Below are 23,776 nucleotides of genomic sequence, written 5' to 3' on the forward strand. Positions count from 1 at the left end.
CGACCGCCGGCCCACCCCGATTGGCCACGTGCTGCACTGGTCGACCTGGCGCCGACGACGCCAGTATCAAGCCCGCATCAGCCACTACAAACGACACGGACACAGCCCCTGAAAACTGCCCAGCACTCAGCACAAACACCGTTGCAGTGCTAGGGGCGCTGTGCCGCAGGCGCCGGGCCGGGGGGCGGCGCGGGGTGTACTCCGGGCCGGTATTTCGGGACCCGGATGGTGATCTTCATCCCGGCTCCGACGCCGGTCTCGATCACCAGGCCGTGCTCGTCGCCGTAGACCTGGCGCAGCCGCTCGTCCACGTTGCGCAGCCCGATGCCCGCCGTCGGTGCGTCCCCGTCGCGCAGGATCCCGCGGAGCCGGTCCGGCTCCATGCCGACGCCGTCGTCCTCGACGACGATCCGGGCCGTCGCCCCCTCGTCCCGCGCGGTGATCGTGATCCGGCCGCGCTCGGCGCTCTCCTCCAGCCCGTGCTTGACCGCGTTCTCCACCAGGGGCTGCAGGCACAGGAAGGGAACCGCCACCGGCAGTACCTCGGGGGCGATCCGCAGGGTGACCTCCAGCCGCTGCCCGAACCGGGCGCGGACCAGCTCCAGGAACTGCTCGACGGCGCGCAGTTCCTCGGCGAGGGTGGTGAACGCGCCGTGGCGGCGGAAGGAGTAGCGGGCGAAGTCGGCGAACTCCAGCAGCAGATCACGGGCCCGCTCGGGGTCGGTACGGACGAAGGACGCGATCGCCGCGAGGGAGTTGTAGACGAAGTGCGGGGAGATCTGCGCCCGCAGCGCGCGGATCTCCGCTTCGATCAGCCCGGTACGGGCCCGGTCGAGGTCGGCGAGTTCGAGCTGGGCGGAGACCCAGCGCGCCACCTCCTCCGTGGCCCGCGCCCCGGACCCCGGCTCCCCGGCCCCGAGCACGACGAGGGCGCCGAGCACGCGCCGGTCCACGGTGAGCGGCGCGGCGGCGCCCCAGCGCACCGGGCAGTCCGGGTCCGGGCAGCCGACGGCGAAGGTCTGCGCCCGGCCGGTGTCCCGCACCTGGCGGACCCGCTCCAAAGCCGTGTCCGTGTGGTGCCGGCCCGGTCCTTCCCAGGCCAGCAGCCGGTCCTCGGCGGTGAGGGCGAGCGCGGCCGTGCCGAACAGCGGCCGCAGTCCGCGTACCGCCTTGCGGGCCGCGTCCGGGGTGAGTCCGGCACGCAGCGGGGGCGCGGCCACGGAGGCGGTGTGCAGGGTGCGGAAGGTGGCGCGCTCCACGGGGGTGCCGGGGTCCGCGGCGTCCCGGTCGGCGCGGCGGGCCAGCAGGCACCCGGTGGCGAGGCCCGCGGCGAACAGCAGCGGGGCACCGGCGGCGAGCAGGGCGAGGCCGTTCACCGGGGCGTGCCGGGGGCCTCGGACCACCGGCGGCGGTGCGTCGTCATGGTGTCCTCACTCCTCGGCGGGTGGTGGGCACGCCCCGGTCGGCCGGGCGTTCGGGCAGGTGGAGGCGGGCCATGGCGGCCTCGGTGCCGGCCGGGACGCGGTCCCGGGTGGCCAGGGACACCAGGATCATGGTCAGGAAGCCCAGCGGGACGGACCACACGGCGGGCCAGGCGAGCAGGGAGTGCGCCCAGCCCCGCACGGGCGGCCCGGCGATGGTCAGGGTGACGGCGGTCAGGGCGCCGCCGCCGCCGGCGAGGAGCCCCGCGATCGCGCCGGGCGGGGTCAGTCCGCGCCACCAGATGCCGAGCATCAGCAGCGGGCAGAAGGAGGAGGCGGCCACGGCGAAGGCGAGTCCCACGGCGCTGGCGACGGGGAGCTGCCCGGCGGCCACGCTCACCGTGCCGGGCACGGCCACCGCCAGCAGCGTGGCGAGCCGGAAGCGGCGGACGCCGAGCGAGGGCAGCACGTCCTGGCTGAGCACGCCCGCGACGGACAGGATGAGCCCGGAGGCGGTGGACAGGAAGGCCGCGCAGGCGCCGGCGGCGATCAGCGCGCCGAGCAGATCACCGGTGGTGCCGCCGATCAGCCGCTCGGGCAGGACGAGGACGGCGGCGTCGGTGTCTCCGGTGAGCAGCAGGTCGGGGGCGTAGAGCCGGCCGAGGAGGCCGTAGAGGGGCGGCAGCAGGTAGAAGCCGCCGACGAGGGCGAGCACGATCACGGTGGTGCGCCGGGCGGCGCGGCCGTCGGGGTTGGTGTAGAAGCGGACGAGGACGTGGGGCAGCCCCATGGTGCCGAGGAACGTGGCGCATATCAGCCCGTACGTGGCATACAGGGGGTGCTCCTCCCCGCCGCCGGACAGCGGCGCGGCCCAGCCGGCGGCGCCGCCCTCCGGGCCGTCGCCGGGCACGCGCTCGGGCACCGGCGTCCGGGGCGGGAACCGCAGCGTGGTCCCGGCCCGGATCTCGTGCACGCCGGGGTCCAGCACCAGCGGTCCGCCGTCGTAGCCCCTGCCGTCCACGGTGCCGGTGGCGACGGCCCGCAGCGGTGCCTCGATCCGGAGCCGTACGGTGCCGTCGACGGTGACCTCGGTGTGCCGGCGGAAGGTCGGCGGCTCCGCCACGGCGCTGGCGGGACGCGGGTCGCCGTGCCAGGCGAGCAGCAGGAAGACCGCGGGCACGAGGAGGGCGGTCAGTTTCAGGCAGTACTGGAACGCCTGGACGAAGGTGATGCCGCGCATGCCGCCGGCGGCCACGGCCAGGGTGACGACGACGGCGACGAGGACGGCGCCGAGCCAGTGCGGCGCGCCGGTGACCAGCCCGAGGGTGAGGCCCGCGCCCTGGAGCTGGGGCAGCAGGTAGAGCCAGCCGACGCCGACGACGAGGACGCCGGCGACGCGCCGGGCGGCCGTGGACTCGAGCCGGGAGTCGGCGAAGTCGGGCAGCGTGTAGGCGCCGGAGCGGCGCAGCGGGGCGGCGACGAACGCGAGCAGGACGAGGTAGCCGGCCGCGTAGCCGACGGGGAACCAGAGCATCTGGACGCCCTCGGCGGCGACGAGTCCGGCGATGCCGAGGAAGGAGGCCGCCGAGAGGTACTCCCCGCTGACGGCCATGGCGTTGAGGTACGGCGGGACGGTACGGGAGGCGACGTAGAAGTCGGACGTGGTGCGGGAGACGCGCAGTCCCGCCGAGCCGATCACCAGGGTCGCCAGGACCGCCGCCGACACGGCCACGATGCCGTACGCCTGGCTCACCCGGCGGCCCCGCAGGCCCCGGCGCCGGTCACCGCCGCATCCCTTCGTCCCCGTCCGCCGTGTCCCGTTCGTTGCGCTCGGCGCGCAGGACGTACCACCGGCCGACGACGACGAGCAGCGGGTAGACACCGACCCCGAGAACGGCCCACACCACCAGCGCGCTCCCCGGCCGGACCGCCGGGTCGGGCAGGGCCGCGAACACGAGGGGCAGCACCCCGACGACGCCGACGAGCACCGCGAAGACGGCCAGCGCCAGCCGGAATTGACGGCGTATCAGATCTTTCGGCGCGGCGCCGTCCCCGGGACGCGCCGGTACGGGACGCACCGGGCCGTGAGCCGGCCGGGCCGTCCGCGACACCCCCGTGACCACTTCACGTCGGGGAGTCCCGGGTCCACCCATGCCGCGCCCTCCGGCCCGCGAAGATCACACGTCGCAGTGGAGTGTACGCACCGCCGGTCCGGAGGGACAGCCACCCGCCGGGGCCGGTCGGCCGGCGGTGCCCGGCCCGGGGTCCTGCCCGGCCCGGATCCCGTACGGTGGCCCGCATTTCGCGGTCGCCATTCTCCGGCGCTCCGGGATTCTCGTGAATCCCGGTTCCGCTGGTGGCGTCGGGACACCCATGGATAGAATGTCGCGCGCTGCTCGCGATGGCGGTCGGCGGGGTCGGCGGTGGGGGCGAGGATAGCGTGATTGAGCTGCGGAAACACACGGAACGAGGCGGCCCCTGCCGAGCATCTGAACACCTGTTCGCCGTTTCCGTCCCGCGGTGCTTACCGCTCGTCCGCAATATCCTCGACCGGTCATCGTAAAGCGGCCCACGCGACAGCAGTGGGCCGTTTTTCTTTGCCTGCCCGGTTCCAAGACAACGAAAGTGTGGAGTGTGATGCCATGAACCGAGTCGGCAGAGACTCGCCCCGGGCGGCCAGGAGGCTTGTTCAGCCGCTGGCGCGCACGGGCCTGTCCGCCCTCTTACTGGCCGGCGCCGCCGTCGGGGCGACGACCGGACCGGCCACCGCCGCGGCCGCCGACGGCACGCTGACGGTCGAGGTACTGCGCGACTTCTTCGGCACCGGCGTGATCAACACGACGATGGACGTGCCGCAGCGGGGCATGCGGGTGAAGGTCTCCGACCCCGCCGGGCACGCGGTCACCGGTGTCACGGATGCCACCGGGAAGGTCGTGGTGCCGGGGTCGAACGCGCTCGACGGCGGCCGGTACCGCGTCGACGTCAGCGTCCCGGCGCCGTACAGCGGTCATCTGCGGCCGGCCCCCGCGTCGACGGCGGAGAACCACTTCGACAGCTTCACGTCGTTCGTGGACGTGTCGGACGGGAAGAACGCCGCGGTGGTGACCGGGGTGTGGGATCCGGCCGACTACGCGCTGCCGGACTCACGGTACTTCGTGCCGGTCCACAACGGCCCGGGCGGCACCGACAAGCGGGCGCTGGTGGCGTTCGGGACGAAGGTCCGGGGCACGTGTCCCACCGATACGGCGTGCCCGACCACGCTCGCCACGCAGGACCAGGTGGGCACGACGTTCGGGCTGGCGTACGACACGAACCGGTCCCGGCTGTTCCAGAGCGCGTTCGCCCGCCGGTACGCCGCGTACGGGCCGCAGGGCGGCGGCGCGATCTACACGGTGCCGGTCGACGGCTCGGGTGCGCCGAAGCTGTTCGCGCGGGTGCCGGACGCTGCGGTGACGCGGCACGACACTGCCGACATGAACAGGGACGGCGGGTTCACCGACGCGCCGGGCAAGGAGAGCATCGGCGGCCTGGCCCTGTCGGAGGACGGCGCCACGCTGTACGCGGTGAACCTGCGCACCCGCAGCCTGGTGAGCTTCGACGCGACAGGGGCCACCACCTCGGCACCCAAGTCGACGGTCCCGATCCCGGACCCGGGATGCGCGAACCGCGGTGACTGGCGGCCGTTCGGGCTCCAGACCCACGACAACACGCTGTACGTCGGCGGCGTGTGCAGTGCGGAGAGCACGAAGGACCGCGAGGACCTGAAGGCCGTCGTCGCCACCTTCGACGGCAAGCGGTTCACCACGGTGCTGAGCCACCCGCTCACGTACGAACGCGGCAGCGTCTTCGGTTCCGGCGACACCGCCACGCACTGGAACCCGTGGAACACCAGCCTGGACACGTGGGACGACCGGAAATCGGGCAACGTCTTCATCGATCCGCAACCGGAGCTGGCCTCCCTCGCCTTCGCCCGCGACGGCTCGATGATCCTGGGTTTCCGCGACCGGTTCATGGATGTGCTCGGCTGGAACGGGCTGAACCCGCACCCGGGGAGCGAAACACGCGAAAGCGGCATGTCCGGTGGTGACATCACCATGGTCTGCGCCACTCCCACCGGTGAGTACCAGTGGGAAGGCACCGGCAACTGCCCCAACAACGCCACTCCCGCCAACAACGGCGGCCAGCCCAGCGATGTCGTCGAGTACTTCCCGGGCGACTCCTTCGCCGGCGCGCACCAGGAGACCGCGCTGGGGTCGGTGGCCTACATCCCGCAGCAGCAGTGGGTCGTCAGCACGGAGTTCGATCCGGTCCGCCAAGTGGCGACCTCCGGGACCGGTTACTACGACATCACGACCGGCGAGGGCCCGGGCAACAACCCGGACGCCAACGGGTTCCAGTTCGTCAGCGGGAACCAAGGCGGGTTCGGCAAGGCCGGCGGGCTCGGTGACATCGCCTACGCGGCGGCGAACGCGCCGATCCAGATCGGCAACGTCGTGTGGTTCGACGGCGACCACAACGGGATCCAGGACCCGGGGCACGTGCTGCTGCCGGGGGCGACGATCAACCTGCTGGACGCCGACGGCAAACAGGTCGCCACGACCACGACCAACGCCGCCGGCGAGTACTACTTCGGTGGCGTCGGCGCCGCGTACCAGCTGACGCCCGGCGCGAAGTACACGGTGCAGTTCGACGTGTGCACCGCGGACACCAGCCAGGTGCCCGAGCAGCCCGCGGCGAGCGAGCTGCGGTTCACGCTCCCGCGGGCCGGTGACAACCGTGCGCACGACTCCAATGTGACCCCGCCGACCAGCGGGGAGCTGTGCAACGGCTACGCGCCCGTCACCGCCCCGGACAAGCCGGGCGGCGTCGACCACACCATCGACGCCGGGGTGTACATCCCGAAGGAGTCCCCGAGCCCCACTCCGACCCCGACCCCGACCCCCACCCCGACCCCGACTCCTGCGCCGAGTTCGCCGCCGGCTTCTCCGCCGGCCTCGACGCCGCCGTCACCCGCGCCGCCGGCCAACCCGGCCCCGGGCGGTGGGGACGACGGGGGCGGTTCGATGGCGAACACCGGCATGTCCGGGACGGCGACGGTGATCGGCCTCGCCGGTCTGCTGGTGGGTGCGGGCCTGATCATCGCGTTCGTGGCCCGCAACCGACGCGCCCGGCTGCACTGAACGAACCGCACCGACCGCACCACGGTGATCCGCCCGTCCGTGATCCGGAGGACGGCGCGGACGGGCGGATCACGAGGGCCGGCCCTGGCGTCGTCCGCCACCGGACCGCCGGGTGCCGCCCCGCGCGCACGGCGGCCGGGCGGCGGGGTGATGAGCGAGAGGACGAACCAGCCAAGTGCCAGTGTCGAACCGTGTGCGCGGCGGGAGAAGCCGACGAGTCCCACCGGGCCGTGCGCCCGTACGGCGTCGTTGGCCGTGGCCACGCCGGGTGGCAGTCGCCGTCGGCGTGGCGGCGGTCGCGGTGGCCGCGTTCCTCCTCACCGGCGGCTCCGACCCGGGTGGTCCGCGCGCACTGACCTCGGAGGAGGCGAACCGGCTGGCGATCACCCGGTTCCGCAACTACGAGGCGCGGGGCCGCGCGGTGACGATCACCGTGCCGGGCACCGCCGGGGAGCTGACCGTCACCGGGTCCGTCGACTACCGGGGCAAACTCGGGTACGGCGTGGTGCACGGCAGCGGGCGCGGCACCTCCAGTGACGGGCTGATCGAGTGGACGGCCACCTCGGTGTTCGTCCACCCGATGGCGAACGCCCCGGCGCACGCCCCCGCGTCGCCGCCCCGCTCGGGGTGGTACCGCCGTCCGTTGCGGTCGTCCGGCAGCGCGCTGGACAGTTCGCTGGCCATCGCCCTCAAGCTCGGCAGCGACCGGCCGGACAACGCCGAACTGCTGCCGCAGAACGGCGCCTTATGGTGGGGGCGGGACCGGGTGGACGGGCACCGGGTGGACGTCATGACCGGGCCGTCCTCCCCCGACCGCTCGGGTACGGCGGGCAACGTGCGCTACTGGATCGGCCCGGACGGCACCATGTACCGGGTCCGCGTCCGCGTGGAGTCCGAGTCGCGGCCGGTGGTCATCGCCTTCGGCACCCACGCGTACGTTCCCGTCGAGCCGGTGCCCGGCCTGACCCCGGCCCGGTAGCCGCCGTTCAGGGCGTCCGCACCCGCGCGTGCGCGGCGAGCAGGGAGACGGGCGGCAGCGGGATGTCCGCCGTCCTCGGCAGGTCCGGAACGGCCGGGACGGCGGTGGGGCCCGCGTCGGCGGCATGGGGGAACTCCGGCTGCGGACCGGGCGCGGCGACCTCGCTGAACGGGATGCCGCCGGGTGCCCGCGGCGCCGTCCACGTGCCGGCCGGTGACGGTGACCCGGCGGGAAGCGGGCAGGCCGCGCCGACCGCGAGCCGGGCGGGCACCGTCGTACGCAGTGCGTTGCCGCGCAGGCAGTTGCCCCGTCCCCGCGTGGCGGTGGGGAACGACCAGCCGACGTCGACGCCGTTGCCGCTGAACGTGTTGTCCTCGATCCGGTTGCCGACCGGGGGGATGTCGGCGGTCGCGGTGATCACCAGCCCGGCGTTGCCGTTGCCGGTGACGCGGTTGCGGAGGAACCGGTTGCCGCTGCCGCCGTCGATGCCGGCGCCGGTGCCCCAGCCGCCGTCGGCCTGCTCGGGAGTGTCCCTCTGCTGGTTGGCGGCGATCAGGTTGCCCGCGATGACGGCGTCCCGCTGCGGGAGCAGTTTCTCCTGGTGGTCGGAGTTGGTGGTGAGTCCGACCCGGTTGCCGGCCAGGCGGTTGCCGACCACGTACATGTCCCCGCCGGCGTTGGTGCCTTCGTAACCGACCGCGTTGAGTTCGGCGATGTTGTCCCGCACCACGACGCGGCAGGGCTTGCACTGGCCGACGTAGATCCCCGAGTCGGCCCCGCCCGAGGCGTACGAGTGCTCGATGACACCGTTCTGCGCGGAGAACGCGTAGATGCCGTACAGGCCGTTGCGGGTCGCGGTCACGTACGAGACCAGGAACGACTTCAGGAAGGTGACGGGCTCGTCGCCGGTGTCGTAGCCGCCGCTCTGCCCCGGCAGGCCCGCCGCCGCCTTCGCCGAGCCGGTGACCAGGACCCCGTTCTGCGTGTTGTTGCGTACGGTCAGGTTCTCCACGGCCACTCCGGGCGCGGAGACGACGATGCCGTTCGGCTGCCGCAGCCGCCCGTCGACGACGACCTTGTCCCGGGACTCGCCGCGCAGGGTGACACGCGGCGTGGCGACCCTCACCGACTCGTGGTAGACGCCCGGCGCGACCAGTACCAGGTCACCGGGGTGGGCGAGGGAGACCGCCGCCGAGATCGTCGGGGCGTCGCCCGGCACTCTGATCGTCACACGCGTCCCGGACGGCCGGCGGCCGTCGGCCGCCCCGCCGTCGCCGGACCCGCAGGCCGCCAGTACGCATGCCAGTGTGCTCAATAACGCGGCCATCCCGCGAAGACGGAGACGAGACATGGCCCCATCCTGGCACGGAGCGGCCCCGGCGCGGGGACGGTCAACTCGCGTAAGCCGGAAGGGATATGGCATTGTTCGCACCGTGAGCCGAGCCGAAGCCCATCCGTCCCGCCGCGCGTTCATCGGGGCCACCGGGGCCGTGGCGGCCACCGGGGTCACGGCCGGGTGCGAGTCGCCCGCGGTCCGGCAGGACCGGCCTTTCTCCCCCTCGTCGGCCCCAGGGGTCGCGGCGACCGGTCGCCATCAGGCGGGCGTCACGCTCCCGCAGCCGGCCCAGCCGAACCTCCTGGCGGTGGTGGCCGATGTCGGTGACGGCGTGGCCGTCGGCCCGTTGCTGGCAGAACTCGGCCGGGCCGTGCACGCCCTGACCTCGGGGCCCGACCCCCGCCTGCTGGGCCTGCCGCCGGGGGATCTCACCGTGACGGTCGGGGTGGGTCCGCGGCTGGTGCGCGGGGCCGATCCCGCCCTGCCCGGCGCCGCGGACCTCCCCCGGTTCTCCCGCGAGCGGATCGCCCCGCGGTCGCGCGGCGGGGACCTGCTGTTGCAGATCTGCGCCGGCGACCCCTTGCTGTTGCCGGTCGTCGCCACCGCGCTGCTGCGGCAGGCCGGGGACCGGGTACGTGAACGCTGGCGGCAGTCCGGACGCCGGGGTCCGGACGTTCCCGTGAGCGAGGGCGTCTCCGCGCCCCGCAACCTGCTCGGTTTCATCGACGGCATCGTGGGCCCGCACACGACGGCCGAACAGCGGCGCCACCTGTGGCTGTCCGGGCCGGCTCCGGTGGCCGGCGGCACGATCGCGGTGGTCCGGCACATGGAACTCGACCTGGCGCGGTTCGCCGCGCTTCCCGTCGCCGGCCAGGAGGCGGTCTTCGGCCGGCGCAGGGCCACCGGCGTGCCCCTGTCCGGGGGAACCGTGGCCTCGGACCCGGTGCTGGGCGCCAAGACACCGGACGGGCGCTACCTCGTCCCGGCCGACGCCCACATCCGCCGGGCCCACCCGGGCGTGGTCGGCGTCGGCCTCATGCTCCGCCGTTCCTACAGCACCGACGGGCCCGTCCCCGGCCTGCTCTTCATCAGCTTCCAGAACGACCTGGGCACCTTCACGAAGACGCTGGCCCACATGGACGGCTCCGACGCACTGCTCCGTTTCACCACCACCACCGCCAGCGCGACCTTCCTCGTCCTCCCGGGCTTCGACGACCGGCGCCCCCTCGGCTCGGGCTTGTTCCACTGACCTTCCGTTCAGGTGCGCAGCTTCACGGCGAGCGCGTACAGGCGGGTGATCTGGTCGTCGCTGTCGTTGTCGTCGGAGACCAGGTACAGCGGGTGCCATCCCTTGTACCGGCCGGACTTCCACGCGTCGCCGAGGGCCATGCCCTCCACGTTGTCGAGTAGCGGGTGCTGGGGGTTGGAGGCGGGGACGGCGACCGCGCCGGGGCCGCCCGTGGGGCAGGTCGCGAGGTCGACGACCGGTTCGTACTCGGCGAAGACCTTCGCCGGCTGGTGCCAGAGAGAGGTCAGTCCGGTGACGTCCCGGGCGTGGGCCAGGGAGAGCTGGACGAGCCGGATCGCGGTGCCGAGACCCGCGGTGTACTGGCGTTGCAGGGCGAGGAGGTGCCCGTCGTTGTCGACGGCGTTCAGCTCGGACAGGTACATCCCGTCCTCGGCCAGGAACGCGTACTGACGGTCCGGCCGGTAGGTGCCGCCGGGTGAGCCGGTGTAGCGCTGGATGCGGATGATGCCCCGGCCGCGCTGGTCGCCGTCCTGGGCCAGTGGTGCCTCCCAGCCGGCGTAGAGGTGGCGGCCGTCCGGGGAGGCGGCCAGCGACTCGATGCTGCGGCCGTTCTGCGCGGACCCCTTGGCCCAGTAGCGCAGCCCGCCCGGTATGGGAAGGTCCGGGCCGATCTGCCGGCCGGTGCCGATGTCGAAGCGGCGGATGGCCGGTCCGGTCTCGGAGGCGACCAGCATCGTCCGGCCGCCCTTCTCGATGACCACGGCCTCGCCGTCGTACCAGGAGTCGGGGAACGGTTTGCCGTCGGCGCGGCTCAGGGGCTGCGCCGTGTCGGCGCTGGGATCCAGATCGAAGGGGGATCCGAGGGTGAGCGGCCAGATGCGGCCCGGGGAGTTGTCGGCGAGGGCGAGGGCCTTGACGTTCTCGCCCTGGGACACGAGGGCGAGGGCGGACAGGCCCTCGATCTTCTCGTAGTCGACGTTCTTCTTGTCCAGCGCGTCGGAATGGTCGAGCAGGACCGCGCGGGGCGCGCCGGGATCGGAGGGCGCGGGGGCCGTGCAGGGGCCGGCGGCGGGGGCCGGGTGGGTGTCGTGCCACCAGCGGACGGCGGGCGGGCCGGCCAGCCCGAGGGCGAGGCCGACGGCACCGGCCGTCAGCGACAGCACGAGAGGCCGCATCCGCTCCCAGCGCGTGGGGACGTGGGGCGGCGGAGAAGGCGCGACCAAGGGCGGCAGCACGGCGACGTTGCGGACGAACGGCAGCCCGCCGACGCCGTTCTGGTCCTGCTCCTGTGGTGTCTGCGGCACCTCGGGGCGGAGCGCGAGGATCCGCTCCTTGACGGCTCGGAAGAGGTCGTGGAGGCTCAGCATCCGCGGGCCGTCCGGCAGTCCCTGGCGCATGACGTCGACCAGGGCGCCCGTGAACACGGTGCAGCGTCTGGGGTCGGGGGCGTGGGAGGGACGGTCGCGGGTCGCGGAGGTCAGGACGTACGAGCCCTCGACGTCGTGCAGTGTCGCCAGAGCCACCTCGACGTCCTGTCTGCGGCCGTCGGTCATCTCCGTCAGCATCTGGCCGCTGTAGCAGCAGTCCAGTATCAGCACGCGCCGCAGCGCGGCTCCGGTGTCGCGCATGGTGCGGCGCAGGTCACCGCTGCGGGTGCAGGTCTCCGGACGGTCCTCGTCGGAGTCGGGCAAGGTGAGCAGCAGTTGCCGTTCGTGCCGGTCGACGAGCCCGTGTCCGGCGTAGTAGACGAGCAGGGTGTCGGTGGCCAGCTCGGCGACCTCGCGGATCGCGCCGGTCAGGTCGGCCGCCGACACGGGGTTGGGGACCGTGCGTATGCGGTCTGCGGGGATCCCCCAGATCTCCGGGTCCGTGAGCACGGCGCGCAGCTCCACCAGGTTGCGCTGGACACTGCGCAGCGGGTCCAGGTGCGTGTAGTCGTCCACGCCGATAAGGACGCAGGCGGACCGCTGCGGATCGATCCGGCCGGCTCCTTCGCCGTCGCCCCGGGTGCCCGTGGCGCCGGTGGCGGCCGTCACCGCGGGCCCTCGTCGTCGCCGTCCGCGCCCAGCCCGCGCAGCAGCTCCGCCACCCGGTCGGGGTCGGCTCCGGTGATGTCGACGGTGACCGTGGACCGGGGCCTGGTGCTCTGCCGCCAGGCGAGGTACGACAACTGCAACTGCCCCACACTGCTCACGGCGGACAGCACCGCGAGTACGGCGTCAAGGCCCGGGCCCATGCGGCCGCGGCCCGCGTCCGCCTCGGCGACCCGGGTCACACGGACCCGGCCGCGCAGGGCACGGTCGGCCGCCAACCAGTCGTACAGGGACAGCAGTTCTTCCTCGCGCCCCGGTCCCGTCGCTTCGAACCTGATCTCCATCCGATCGCTCCCCCGACTCGCTTACGGACGTGTTGGACCGCTCTGTACCCACCCTCACTGTGCAGTTGACACATTGCTTCCTTCCCGAGGGGGCGAAGGGATACGCCTGCGACGGGAAGCGGCCCGAGCACCGAGCGCGGTTGACCCGGCCGGATCGATCAACCGCCGGACCACTGCCGCCCGGGCCGAAGAGGGGGAATGCGGGACGGCCCCGCGAGGAGCGCTTGCGCGGTGTGTTCGCGGGGCCGGTGTGCGGGTGTCACCCGGTGCGGGCCGGGTGGTTCAGCCGAAGTCGACGTCGCTGCACAGGAAGTACTTCTGGTCCATGTGCGATGCCTTCCAGACGGTCACCACGACGTGGCGTCCGCTGTAGCCGGAGGTGCTGACGTCGGTGGTGTAGTGCGCCTGGTAGGGGTAGCGGCCGGTCTTCTCGACCCGGTCGAGGTTGTTCCAGCCGATGAGCTGGGTGGTCGGGTCGAAGCCCTGCTTGGTGACGTAGACCTCCAGCCAGTCGGCGCCGTGCCGTGCCTCGTCGTAGAGGTCGACGGTAAAGTCGGAGCCGACCGCGGTGGTGATCCACGGTCCGGGGCGGTCGAGCGCTCCGTAGTCGGTCTCGCCCCGGCCGCCGGCGCTGCAGATCCGGCCGTCGGGGACGACCTGCTGGTAGTTGTCGCCGGTGTTGTTGGCGTAGACGGCCTTCCACGCGGTGATCGCGTTGGGGTTCTCGTGGTAGGTGCGGTAGCACATGGGGTCCTGCGCCTCGTCGGGCTCGCCGGAGCCCCAGCGCTGCAGGCAGCCGTAGTTGCGGGTCTCGGGGGCGATGACCGTGCCGTGGGCGGAGGCGGTCGGCGCCTGGGCCAACAGGCCCAGCAGGGTGGTGGCGAGGGCGGCGGCGCCCAGCGCGGTGCGGCGGGACGCGGTCGCGGGTACGCGGTTCATGGTCGGTCTTCCTCCGTGGTTTCGGGAAGGACACCGGTCGGCGGTGCCGGCCGGTTCGAGCCTTGCGCGTGATCGGGAGGGTGCTGTCCGGGTTCAGCTGCCGGGTCGGCTCACCTCCTTTCGCCTCGGGGCGAGTGCCGTCGCGGGGCGGAGAAGCGTGTCCACCGACCAGGCGCCGGGGCCGAGGACCGTGATGAGCAGGAAGGCCCGGCAGAACAGGGCGGCCGGCTCGCCGCCGTTCTCGATGGGGAACAGGGCGTGGGGCTGGTGCCGCACGAAGTAGGCGTAGGCCATGGACCCGGAGCAGACGAACGCCGCCGGGCGGGTGCCGGTTCCCAGGGCGACGAGGAGCCCGCCGGCCAGCTGTATCGCGGCCGCCCACCAGCCCGGCCACTGGCCGGCGGCCGGCGCCGGTCCGCGGGGGCCGCCGAGGACCCCGAAGAGGGTGGCCGCGCCGTGGCAGGCGAACAGGAAGCCCGTCACGATCCGGTGGAGCGCGAGGACGAGGGGAGCGCTGTTCACGTCGGGGTGCACGAAGGTGTCCTTCCGTGAGGCGTGGGGTGAGCGTCCTGCCGCGGCGCCGGTACGGACGCCACGGCCAGGCCGCCCCGGGGAGGCCGGCACCCCCGCACCCTCAAGCGGGGGTGCCGGCCGATCGGGACCGTACGGACTCAGGGCCCGGACGGTGTCGCGGGGACGCCGTGTCGCGCGGGGCGCGGCCGGTTCAGCTGGTCAGGGACCACTTCTGGCTGTTCCAGCCGCCGCAGTCCCACAGGTGGAGCCGGGCTCCGTCCGCTGTGCTCTGCCTCTCGATGTCGAGGCAGCGTCCGGATCTGAGGTTCTTCAGGGTGCCGTTCGACTGGAAGGCCCACTTCTGGCTGTCGTAGCCGCCGCAGTCCCACAGGTGGGCCTTGGTGCCGTTGGCGGTGTAGCCGCCCTCGACGTCCAGGCACTTGCCCAGCACGCGCAGCTCGGTGCCGTTCAGGGTCCACTTCTGCCGGTCGCCGCCGTTGCAGGTGCCCAGCTGCGCGGGGGTGCCGTTGGCGACGGCGCCGTCCTTGGCCTCGGCGCACTTGCCGCCTGCGTTGACCAGCTGCTTGGCGGTGAGGACGGATGACCATGACCACCGACACCACCACCCCGCCTCGCACGGAGAAGACGGCACCCCCCGGCCACGCGGCACCCCGCCGCGGCAGGCGGCCGACAGCCGGCGGACGCCGCGGCCCCGGCTCCTACGCCGTCGTGGCCGCCGTCACCGTCTTCGTCCTGGCCTTCCTCGCCCCGTTCGCGATCATCCTGCTCAACTCCTTCAAAACCAGCGCCGACTACCGCTCCCACGGTTCGCTGTCCTGGCCCGAGCACTGGAACTGGAGCATCATCGGCGACGTCTGGCAGCGCGTCGACTTCACCCGCAAACTGATCAACAGCGTCGAGATCAGCCTCGGCGTCGTCCTCATCGCCGTCGTCGTTGCCCTCTTCAACGCCTACGCCATCGGCATCGGCCGCGTCCGCTGGCGCACCGCCTTCCTCGTCTTCTTCCTCGGCGTCAACGTCCTCCCGCAGGAGGGCCTGGTCTACCCCGTCTACTACCTGTTCAAGGAGATGGGGCTGTACGACGGGAAACTCGGCTACACCCTCCTGGTCGGCGTCACCTACAGCGCGTTCGGCACCTATCTGCTCTCCTCCGTCTTCGCCGGCTTCCCCAAGGAACTCATCGAAGCCGCCTCCCTCGACGGCGCGGGCCGCTGGACCATCCTGTGGCGCATCATCCTGCCGATGAGCTGGCCCACCCTGTCGGTGATGTGCGTCTTCTTCTTCGTCTGGAGCTGGAACGAGTTCCTCTACCCCCTCGTCCTGCTCATCTCCAACGACAACCAGACGGTCCCCCTCGGCCTCTCCGTCATGCAGGGCCAGTACACCAGCGACCCCACCGCCATGAGCGCCGCCGCCCTCCTCGGCGTCATCCCCATGGTCGTCTTCTTCCTCCTCTTCCAGCGCTCCCTCACCCGCGGCGTCACCGCGGGAGCCGTGAAGTAGACCGACGCGGCCACCAGCCACCCCGGATCCGGCTCGCCCCTGCCCCGCCGCCGGATCCGGGGTCCGCCCCTGCCCCGCCACCCGCTGGCACCGGACGAAGGACGCGGGTCCCCCACCGGTCCCCGGAAGTGATCGAGGGCCGGTCACGAATGCCTCCGAAACGTTCGCCCACCAGAGACGCGACGGAGGACGAGTCACTCGTCGAGTCCCCCCGCGCCGGCCGCCGAGACACGCCCCTGCCCTCGGAACCGGCCGGTCGCCGGTCGACGGCCGGCCGAGTCGTCTTCCGGCAGTCCCAGTCCCGCGGTCCGGCCGACGCTGCGTCCTGACGAAATACGCGCGGGATATTGACACTTGATGGACGCGCTGGCTTCATGAACCAGTGACTGGGAGCGCTCCCATGCATTCCTGCCTCCACACCCCGAACCACCGCGCCGCAGCACGACCTCCCCCTCCCACCGCACGGAAGGAACGTCCGTTGCGCCCGCTCTCCTTCCTCACCTCCCGAAGACGCTCCGCGCCCCCCGCGGCGGCTCCCGAGACCTGCCCGGCGGCGGCCCCGGCCGGTGTCCGACGCTCCCGACTGGTGAGTGCGTGGGGAGCCGCGGCCGCCGTCATCGCCGGCCTCCTGCTGCCCTCGGCCGCTTCCAGCCCCTCCTCCGCGGCGCCGACCGCCTTCAACTACGGCGAGGCGCTCCAGAAGTCGCTCTGGTTCTACGACGCGCAGCGGTCGGGGAAGCTCCCGGACGGCAACCGCGTCTCCTGGCGCGGCGACTCCGCCCTCGGCGACGGCAAGGACGCCGGCCTCGATCTGACCGGCGGATGGTACGACGCCGGCGACCACGTCAAGTTCGGCCTGCCCATGGCCTTTTCCGCCACCCTGCTCGCCTGGGGCGGCGTCGAGCAGAAGTCCGCCTACGCCGCCTCCGGCCAGCTCCGGTACCTCCAGGACAACCTGCGCTTCGTCAACGACTACTTCATCAAGGCGCACCCGTCCGCGAACGTGCTGTACGGCCAGGTGGGCAACGGCGCCGACGACCACAAGTGGTGGGGGCCGGCCGAGGTCATGCCGATGGCACGGCCCGCGTACAAGATCGACGCTTCCTGCCCGGGCTCCGACCTGGCGGGCCAGACCGCCGCGGCCATGGCGTCGTCCTCCATGGTGTTCGCCGACAGCGACCCGGCGTACGCGAGCAAGCTGCTCACCCACGCCAAGCAGTTGTACGCGTTCGCCGACGCCTACCGCGGCAAGTACAGCGACTGCATCACCGACGCGCAGGCGTACTACAACTCCTGGAGCGGCTACAACGACGAGCTGGTCTGGGGCGCCGTCTGGCTGTACAAGGCGACCGGTGACCCCGCGTACCTGGCGAAGGCCGAATCGGCCTACGACAAGCTGTCGACCGAGCCCCAGACGACCACCCGCTCCTACCGCTGGACGCTCTCCTGGGACGACACCTCCTACGGCTCGTACGTGCTCCTCGCCCAGCTCACCGGCAAGCAGCGGTACGTCGACGACGCCAACCGGTGGCTGGACTGGTGGACGGTCGGGGTCAACGGGACCAAGGTGCGCTACTCGCCCGGCGGGCAGGCGGTCCTCGACAGCTGGGGATCGCTGCGATACGCCGCCAACACCGCGTTCGCCGCGCTGTCGTACGCCGACTGGCTGACCGGCGACCCGGTGCGCAAGGCCCGCTACCACGACTTCGCGGTCCGGCAGATCGACTACGCCCTCGGCGACAACCCGCGCAAGTCCAGTTACGTCGTCGGCTTCGGCGCGAACCCGCCGACGAAGCCGCACCACCGGACCGCTCACGGCTCGTGGACCGACCAGCTCACCAATCCGGTGGACAACCGGCACGTCCTGTACGGCGCGCTGGTCGGCGGGCCGAGCGCGGCGGACGACGCGTACACCGACGACCGGTCCAACTACGTGAACAACGAGGTGGCCACCGACTACAACGCGGCCTTCACGGGTGCGCTGGCCCGTCTGTACGCCGAGTACGGCGGCAGCCCGCTCGCCGGCTTCCCCCAGGCCGAGAAACCGGACGGCCCGGAGATCTCGGTCCAGGCGTCCGTGAACGCCTCGGGTCCCGGCTTCACCGAGATCAAGGCGTACCTGGTCAACAAGTCGGCGTGGCCCGCACGCGCGCTGACACACGCTTCCCTGCGCTACTACTTCACCCTCGACGGCGGGGTCACGCCCGACCGGATCAGCACCACCACCAACTACAACCAGTGTGGCAAGGTGACCGGTCCGACGCACTTCGAGGGCGACGTCTACTTCGTCACCGTGGACTGCTCCAACGCGGTGATCGCTCCGGCGGGCCAGTCGGCGTACCGGAAGGAGGTGCAGTTCCGCATCACCTCGGCCGGGGCGTGGAACCCCGCGGACGACTGGTCCTACCAGGGGATCCCGACGACGCCGGGCAGTACGCCCGTGGACGCGCCGCACATCGTGCTGGCGGAGGGCCCGGACACGCAGTGGGGGGCGGAACCCGACGGCACCACGCCGACGCCCACACCTACTCCTACTCCTACTCCTACTCCTACGCCCACACCTACTCCGACGCCCACACCCACGCCCACTCCGACGTCCCCCTCGGCCCAGTGCGCCGTGACCTACACCGTCACCAGCACCTGGAACGGTGGCTTCACCGCCGATGTCGGTGTGCGGAACACCGGCGCGGCAGCGGTCAACGGCTGGCGGCTCGGGTTCTCGTTCAAGGGCGCCGAGAAGGTGACGAACGCCTGGAACGCCACGGTCTCGCAGGCCGGACCCGACGTCACCGCCGCGAACGTCGCGCACAACGCCGCGATCCCGCCGGGGTCCAGCGTGAGCTTCGGATTCCAGGGCACGGGCACCCCCGCCGGCACACCCGCGGCCTTCACATTGAACGGGGAGGACTGCGGCTGACCGGCGGTTCGTCGGCGCCGGCCAGGGTTCGGCCGAAGCCCTGGCAAGGCGACGACGAGTCGTGGGCGGTGCACGCCGTGCCGCGGAGAACTTAAATGCGTCGACAGCAACCCTCGGCACCCGGCACAGTGGCCAGCCGTGACGAGCAGTGAACTGTGGACCCGCGCGACCGCCGACCGCTACGACGCCGAGGAGGCCGAAGCCTCCTCGGCCGCCGCTCTCGGACCGGCCCTCGCCTTCCTCGCCGAGCTCGCCGGAGAGGGCCGGGCGCTGGAGTTCGCCATCGGAACCGGACGGGTGGGAGTCCCCCTCAGGGAACGCGGCGTGCCGGTGGTGGGCATCGAATTGTCCGAGCACATGGCAGCGGTGCTGCGGCGCAAGGTCGACGAGGACACCCTCCCGGTGGCCATCGGGGACATGGCCACCACCGTCGTCCCCGGACGGTTCACCCTGGTCTACCTCGTCTACAACACCATCACGAACCTGCTGACGCAGGACGAGCAGGTCGAGTGCTTCCGCAACGCCGCACGGCATCTGGAGCCCGGCGGTCGGTTCGTCATCGAGCTGGGCGTGCCGCCGCTGCGGCTCCTGCCGCCCGGCCAGGTCGCGGTGCCGTTCGACGTCTCCCCGCAGCATCTCGGCTTCGACACCTTCGACCTGGTCGAGCAGATGCTCGTCTCGCACCACTTCACCCGCGACGGCGACGACGGCCACTACCGCCGCGACAACTCCCGGCACCGCTACGCATGGCCGGCCGAGCTCGACCTGATGGCGCGGATCGCCGGCCTCGAACCGGAACGCCGCGTCGCGGACTGGGACGGGTCCCCGTTCACCCAGGACTCCACGAAGCACGTCTCCGTGTGGCGCAAGCCGTCCTGAGGTCGGCCACCGGGCCATCAACGTCGGCCGTGCCCGTCTTGCACTTCTGCCGGGAGTTCCGGCGGCGCCAGCAGATCAGTGCGCGTCAGAGGGCGAGGCGCCCCAGAGCGTTCAGCGCTTCGTCCGTGAGCCGGTACACCGTCCACTCGTCCTGGGGGCGGGCGCCCAGTGCCTCGTAGAAGTCGATCGCGGGACGGTTCCAGTTCAGTACCGACCATTCCAGGCGCTCGTAACCGCGTGCGACGCAGATGCGGGCGAGCTCCGTCAGCAGGGCCTTGCCGTGGCCGCCGCCGCGGGCTCCGGGGCGGACGTACAGGTCCTCCAGGTAGATGCCGTGCACACCCCGCCAAGTGGAGAAGTTGAGGAACCACAGGGCGAAGCCCACGACTTCACCATCGGCGTCCTCGGCCACGTGCGCGTAGGCGGCCGGGCGCTCGCCGAACAGGGCCTCGGCGAGTTGCTCCTTCGTCGCCCTGGCCTCGTCGAGTGCCTTTTCGTACTCGGCGAGCTCGCGGATCAGGGTGTGGAGGACGGGGATGTCGGCGGGGGTCGCAGTACGGATCATGCTGTGAGTCTCACACGCGGGTGCCCGCCGGATGACGGGGCGGGTGGCGCTCGGCCTGGGCGGGCTGGCTCCGATGGCCCCTGCCCGGCGTCCGGCCGACGGTCCCCGCCAGGCACTTCGTGCTCGGCCTCTCCGCTTGCTCGCCGCACACCCCGCGGCGACGACATCCCGGCCTCGCGAGGTAACCGCCTGGCCGCGCCATGCCCACCCCGTGTACCCGGGCTCCGCTGCCGACCGACGTGCTCCAGGGTCTGCGGAACGGCCGAGGATCTCCCCGTACGGCCCGGCCCCCGAATCGGCGCCGTGTCCCACGGTCCGGACTACCGCCGGGAATGAAACAACCGGACACCGGGCTGTCAGGTCCTCACCTCATGGCGTTCGAGGCGCAAGCCGCCGCCACCGGTCTGCGTGTGAACAACGGACGCCTCTACGAGGCGAACGGCAACGAGTTCGTGATGCGCGGGGTCAGGACGCCTGGTCAGCGTGGCCGTGAACGAGCCGGTGGCCAAGGTGCGCGAGTCCGCCCTGGTCACGCCGATACGCGGTTCATCCGGCAGCGGCCGACTCACTGCCCGTGCAAGTCGCCGGGGCCTTTCCACTGCGGGAGCACCGTCGAGAGGCCGTACTCCTTGGCTACCTGCTCAAGCTCGGCTGTCCACGGCTTGTCACGAAGCACCTCATTGAATGCCAGCATGGCGAAGTGGAAGATCCACAGGCAGTACAGGGGACACTGCACCAACTCCTCGTGGATCGGATTCTGACTGACCTCGAAGGAACCCTCGCCGGTGTCCCGGAAGAACATCTGGGCGCCGGTGAGCGTCGGGTGCGTGAAGCGGGACTCGACCGTGTAGAAGCTCCACACATTGGTCAGGCCGTAGCCCTTGATCAGGGTTTCGATCTTCGCCAGACGTTCGTTCGGATCCGCAGGGATGGTCTTGTTGACCACCTCTACGGTCTCCGCCATGACCTTGTAAGCGTCCTTGTAGCGGTCCTTTGTCCCATCCGCCTTCAAAGCCTTCGCGAGCTGGATCTGATCGCCGCGGAGCTTACGGTTGTAGATGTCACCTATCCGGTCGCCTTGATCGGCACACCACCGCAGTGTGATCGCGTACTCGAGAGCGCTCCGCCGGTTGGGCGATGCCGCCCCACACGCGCCGGCCGTGTGCAGGGTCAGGATCGCACGGACCTGATGCGCCACATTGAAGAAGAGTCCCCAGCCGATGACTGCCGCTCGGTTCATAGGGTCGACGCGCTGGTGAAAATCGCCGGAGATCAGGTTTTCGAGACGGATCAGCCCATCCCTCGGGTCAGGTTCAGTCACCGCGTCATCATCGCGAACCGACGCCGCCGCCGCTACGAGGTTTCCGATAGCGGTCGAGGAATGAGGTCGTTGGCCCTCCTGGCCACTCGCGTGCGCCTATCGGGCCCGGGCCGAACTACACGACTCCCGGCACTGGACACCGGGAGGCGCTGGTGCCGGGGAGCGGATCCGGGTCGAGGACCCAGGCCACGACGTGATCGGTGGCCAGACACCACCAGGCGGCCCGCCCCTGTGCCGGACCGGGGTGCAGTCCCCGGCCGTGCTCCGGGCAGACCGGCCAGAGCTCTTCGCGAACCTCGGCGACATGCGCCTGCACTCCGCGTGCCACACAGACAACGATCTCCTGCCATGTGAAGGAGTCGACGAGTTCACCGCCCACCGTGGCGCTACCCAGCGGAAACACCTCGCCGGGGTCTTCGGCCCAGGGCCGGGGAACATCGACCGGCCCACCGTCCCGGGTGCCGTGCTCCGCCAGGATGTCCAACGCGCGCTCGATCAGCCGAACCCGGCGCGCGTGCAGCAGCGCGCCGAAGGCCACGGGCGGCAGTTCGCCATGGCGGCTGAAGACGGTATAGGCCCAGGAGCGGTATTCGTCGGCGCCCATGTCGGTGGCCCGGGCGGCGCCCAACTCCTCCACACACCGCAGATGCCATGCCTTGAAGTGCTCGAAGTGGGTCATCATTCCTCGGTGAGCCGGAGGGTGAGGCGGGGTGCGCCATTGAACAGGCCGTGCGGGACGCCGTCGTCAACGCAGTCCACCCGGCTGCGAACACCTACGTCGGCACGACACTCTCCGCGCACCTCAGCGCGGTCCGCGCCCCCGGATCGTCATGACCCGCTGACACCGGTCAAGCGAGCGCTGGGCCCCAACTGGTCCCCGAGAATGATCGAGGGCCGGTTTCGGATTGCTCCGAAACCGGCCCTGACCTGCGACTCTCACGAGTCGGGACGACAGGATTTGAACCTGCGACCCCTTGACCCCCAGTCAAGTGCGCTACCAAGCTGCGCCACGTCCCGCCGCGCTGTCACGTGGGGTGTCCCGCGTGATCACGCAGGTCAACCCTACCGCACGCGGGCGGGTGCCCGTGTCACCCCCGGTGTGGCGGGGGTCCCGGCCGAGGGGCCGGGGCGGCGGGCCGGGACCAGGAAGGCGGCGCCGGCCGCGGCCAGGCACAGGAGGGCGAGCAGGGCCCAGCCGTGGGTGTAGCCGGAGGCGTACGGCAGGCCCGAGGGCTGGAGCCGGCCGGTGACCAGGACGCTGGTGAGCGCGGCGCCGATGGAGCCGCCGATGGTGCGGATGTTGGCGTTCATGCCGGTCGCGGCGCCGGTCTGGGCCACCGGCACGCTGCCCACGATGAGGTTGGCCATCGAGGCGAAGGCCAGTCCGATGCCGAGGCCGAACAGCCCCGCGACGACGCCGATCTGCCACCGGGAGTCATGCCAGAGGGTGAGGAAGCCGCAGGCCAGCGCGCCGAGCGCGGAGCCCGTGGTGAGCAGCGCCTTGGCTCCGACGCGGGGCTCCAGCCGGCCCGACAGCACGCCGGAGAGGAACATCGCGACCAGCATCGGCAGCATGAGCAGGCCGGACTCGGTGACGCTGGCGCCGAAGCCGTAGCCGGCCGCGGACGGTGTCTGGACGAAGCCCGGCAGGAAGGACCAGATGGAGTACATGCCGGCGCCGAACAGCAGGGCGGCGGTGTTGGTCGTCCGCACCGCGGGCAGCCGCAGCACCCGCAGGTCGATCAGCGGGGTGCGCGAGCGCGCCTCGGTCACCAGCCACACCGCGAACAGTACGACGGCGGCGGCGAACAGACCGAGCACCTTCGCCGAGCCCCAGCCCCACTGCCCGGCCTGGCTCAGCGGCAGCAGCAGGGCCACCAGCCAGCCGGAGAGCAGTACGGCACCGGCCCAGCCGACCTTGCCCGCGGCCCGCTCGGGCGACTCGGGGATGTAGCGCAGGGCGATCAGGGCCGTCACGGCGACGATCGCCACCGGGATCCAGAACAGCCAGCGGTAGTCGAGCGCGGACACGATAGGACCGGCGGCGACCATGCCGACCCCGCCGCCGGCCGCGATCACCGCGGAGAGGTTGCTGATGCTGCCGCTGACCTCGGCCGGGGCGAACTCGTCCCGGATGATGCCGAAGGCGAGCGGGAATAGGGCGCCGCCGACGCCCTGGACGACCCGGGCGACGATCAGCACACCGATGTTCGGGGCCAGCGCGGCGACCAGGCAGCCCGCGAGGACGGCCAGCAGGACGCCGACGAGGGTCCGTTTCCGCCCGGCGAGGTCGCCGACCCGGCCGAGGATCGGGGTGAAGACCGAGGCGGACAGCAGATACGCGGTCATCACCCAGGTCGCGGTGGACGGGGAGGCGTGCAGGGCGTGCTGGACGGTCGGCAGGGCCGGCGCTATCAGCGACTGGAGCATGGAGAAGACGCCGGCACCGGTCGCGAGGACCGCGAAGGTGAGGCGCGTGGAGGCGCGGGGCATGAGGGAGCCTCTCCGGAATCAGGGAAGCGGAGCGTGGGGTACCCGCGGGCGAGTGGTGCGGAGCACGGTCGTACGGTCCGTGC

Annotated in this window: 19 protein-coding genes and 1 tRNA gene; 6 read left to right on the plus strand and 14 right to left on the minus strand. The window is 72.0% G+C overall.

The annotated features are described in order from the left end of the window. Positions 1–149: 149 nt before the first annotated feature. From ACZ4W9_RS38270 to ACZ4W9_RS38280, 3 genes are read right to left on the minus strand one after another with little or no spacing between them, the layout of a single operon-like run. The gene (locus ACZ4W9_RS38270; RefSeq protein WP_467943846.1) at positions 150–1,376 is read right to left on the minus strand and encodes a sensor histidine kinase; all 1,227 of its coding nucleotides are present in this window, start codon (positions 1,374–1,376) and stop codon (positions 150–152) included. 43 nt (positions 1,377–1,419) lie between these two features. Continuing rightward, positions 1,420–3,174: a sodium/solute symporter gene (locus ACZ4W9_RS38275; RefSeq protein ID WP_467943847.1), complete on the minus strand. Its 1,755-nt coding sequence runs from the start codon at positions 3,172–3,174 to the stop codon at positions 1,420–1,422. A 28-nt stretch (positions 3,175–3,202) separates the two neighbouring features. Then, positions 3,203–3,574: a hypothetical protein gene (locus tag ACZ4W9_RS38280; protein WP_467943848.1), complete on the minus strand. Its 372-nt coding sequence runs from the start codon at positions 3,572–3,574 to the stop codon at positions 3,203–3,205. Positions 3,575–4,063: 489 nt separating this feature from the next. On the opposite strand from ACZ4W9_RS38280, the gene ACZ4W9_RS38285 reads away from it, so the two are divergent. Together ACZ4W9_RS38285 and ACZ4W9_RS38290 are read left to right on the plus strand one after the other, a co-directional pair. Further along, complete coding sequence (locus ACZ4W9_RS38285) at positions 4,064–6,601, plus strand: SdrD B-like domain-containing protein (protein ID WP_467943849.1); 2,538 nt, start codon at positions 4,064–4,066, stop codon at positions 6,599–6,601. Positions 6,602–6,902: 301 nt separating this feature from the next. Continuing rightward, complete coding sequence (locus ACZ4W9_RS38290) at positions 6,903–7,580, plus strand: hypothetical protein (protein WP_467943870.1); 678 nt, start codon at positions 6,903–6,905, stop codon at positions 7,578–7,580. 7 nt (positions 7,581–7,587) lie between these two features. On the opposite strand, the gene ACZ4W9_RS38295 is transcribed toward ACZ4W9_RS38290, so the two are convergent. Next, the gene (locus tag ACZ4W9_RS38295) at positions 7,588–8,931 is read right to left on the minus strand and encodes a right-handed parallel beta-helix repeat-containing protein (protein WP_467943850.1); all 1,344 of its coding nucleotides are present in this window, start codon (positions 8,929–8,931) and stop codon (positions 7,588–7,590) included. Between the two features lie 82 nt (positions 8,932–9,013). Between ACZ4W9_RS38295 and ACZ4W9_RS38300 the strand changes: the two genes are divergently transcribed. After that, complete coding sequence (locus tag ACZ4W9_RS38300) at positions 9,014–10,165, plus strand: Dyp-type peroxidase (RefSeq protein WP_467943851.1); 1,152 nt, start codon at positions 9,014–9,016, stop codon at positions 10,163–10,165. 8 nt (positions 10,166–10,173) lie between these two features. Here ACZ4W9_RS38300 and ACZ4W9_RS38305 read toward each other — a convergent pair whose 3' ends face one another. The 5 genes from ACZ4W9_RS38305 to ACZ4W9_RS38325 all read right to left on the minus strand — a co-directional run bounded on the left by ACZ4W9_RS38305 (position 10,174) and on the right by ACZ4W9_RS38325 (position 14,646). Then, positions 10,174–12,201, minus strand: a complete 2,028-nt coding sequence (locus ACZ4W9_RS38305) for a caspase, EACC1-associated type (protein WP_467943852.1) — start codon at positions 12,199–12,201, stop codon at positions 10,174–10,176. Next, positions 12,198–12,542: an effector-associated constant component EACC1 gene (locus tag ACZ4W9_RS38310; protein WP_467943853.1), complete on the minus strand. Its 345-nt coding sequence runs from the start codon at positions 12,540–12,542 to the stop codon at positions 12,198–12,200. Before ACZ4W9_RS38310 ends, ACZ4W9_RS38305 begins: the two co-directional genes overlap by 4 nt. 282 nt (positions 12,543–12,824) lie before the next feature. Further along, positions 12,825–13,481 (minus strand): lytic polysaccharide monooxygenase, encoded by a 657-nt coding sequence (locus ACZ4W9_RS38315; RefSeq protein WP_467943854.1) that lies wholly within the window; start codon positions 13,479–13,481, stop codon positions 12,825–12,827. A 93-nt stretch (positions 13,482–13,574) separates the two neighbouring features. Continuing rightward, a complete protein-coding gene (locus tag ACZ4W9_RS38320) occupies positions 13,575–14,015 on the minus strand; it encodes a DoxX family protein (RefSeq protein ID WP_467943855.1) in 441 nt (146 codons plus the stop codon). A 190-nt stretch (positions 14,016–14,205) separates the two neighbouring features. Further along, positions 14,206–14,646, minus strand: a complete 441-nt coding sequence (locus ACZ4W9_RS38325) for an RICIN domain-containing protein (RefSeq protein ID WP_467943856.1) — start codon at positions 14,644–14,646, stop codon at positions 14,206–14,208. On the opposite strand from ACZ4W9_RS38325, the gene ACZ4W9_RS38330 reads away from it, so the two are divergent. From ACZ4W9_RS38330 to ACZ4W9_RS38340, 3 genes are all read left to right on the plus strand, one after another. Further along, entirely contained in the window at positions 14,601–15,518 is a 918-nt protein-coding gene (locus ACZ4W9_RS38330; RefSeq protein WP_467943857.1) for a carbohydrate ABC transporter permease, read from the plus strand. The genes ACZ4W9_RS38325 and ACZ4W9_RS38330 overlap by 46 nt on opposite strands. A 586-nt stretch (positions 15,519–16,104) precedes the next feature. Beyond that, positions 16,105–18,435 carry a glycoside hydrolase family 9 protein gene (locus ACZ4W9_RS38335; protein ID WP_467943858.1) on the plus strand — a complete coding sequence of 777 codons (2,331 nt, stop codon included), beginning with the start codon at positions 16,105–16,107 and terminating at the stop codon, positions 18,433–18,435. Between the two features lie 138 nt (positions 18,436–18,573). Further along, positions 18,574–19,314 carry a class I SAM-dependent DNA methyltransferase gene (locus ACZ4W9_RS38340; RefSeq protein WP_467943859.1) on the plus strand — a complete coding sequence of 247 codons (741 nt, stop codon included), beginning with the start codon at positions 18,574–18,576 and terminating at the stop codon, positions 19,312–19,314. Between the two features lie 85 nt (positions 19,315–19,399). Here ACZ4W9_RS38340 and ACZ4W9_RS38345 read toward each other — a convergent pair whose 3' ends face one another. The 5 genes from ACZ4W9_RS38345 to ACZ4W9_RS38365 form a co-directional block, all read right to left on the minus strand. Continuing rightward, a complete protein-coding gene (locus tag ACZ4W9_RS38345) occupies positions 19,400–19,879 on the minus strand; it encodes a GNAT family N-acetyltransferase (protein ID WP_467943860.1) in 480 nt (159 codons plus the stop codon). A 565-nt stretch (positions 19,880–20,444) separates the two neighbouring features. Continuing rightward, entirely contained in the window at positions 20,445–21,200 is a 756-nt protein-coding gene (locus ACZ4W9_RS38350) for a DUF5677 domain-containing protein (protein ID WP_467943861.1), read from the minus strand. A gap of 115 nt (positions 21,201–21,315) precedes the next feature. Then, a complete protein-coding gene (locus tag ACZ4W9_RS38355; RefSeq protein WP_467943862.1) occupies positions 21,316–21,879 on the minus strand; it encodes a hypothetical protein in 564 nt (187 codons plus the stop codon). Positions 21,880–22,143: 264 nt separating this feature from the next. Next, positions 22,144–22,217 (minus strand) — tRNA-Pro (locus tag ACZ4W9_RS38360). A gap of 45 nt (positions 22,218–22,262) precedes the next feature. Next, a complete protein-coding gene (locus tag ACZ4W9_RS38365; RefSeq protein ID WP_467943863.1) occupies positions 22,263–23,693 on the minus strand; it encodes an MFS transporter in 1,431 nt (476 codons plus the stop codon). Positions 23,694–23,776: the final 83 nt, after the last annotated feature.

This window comes from Streptomyces sp. NPDC029296, from assembly GCF_055569255.1.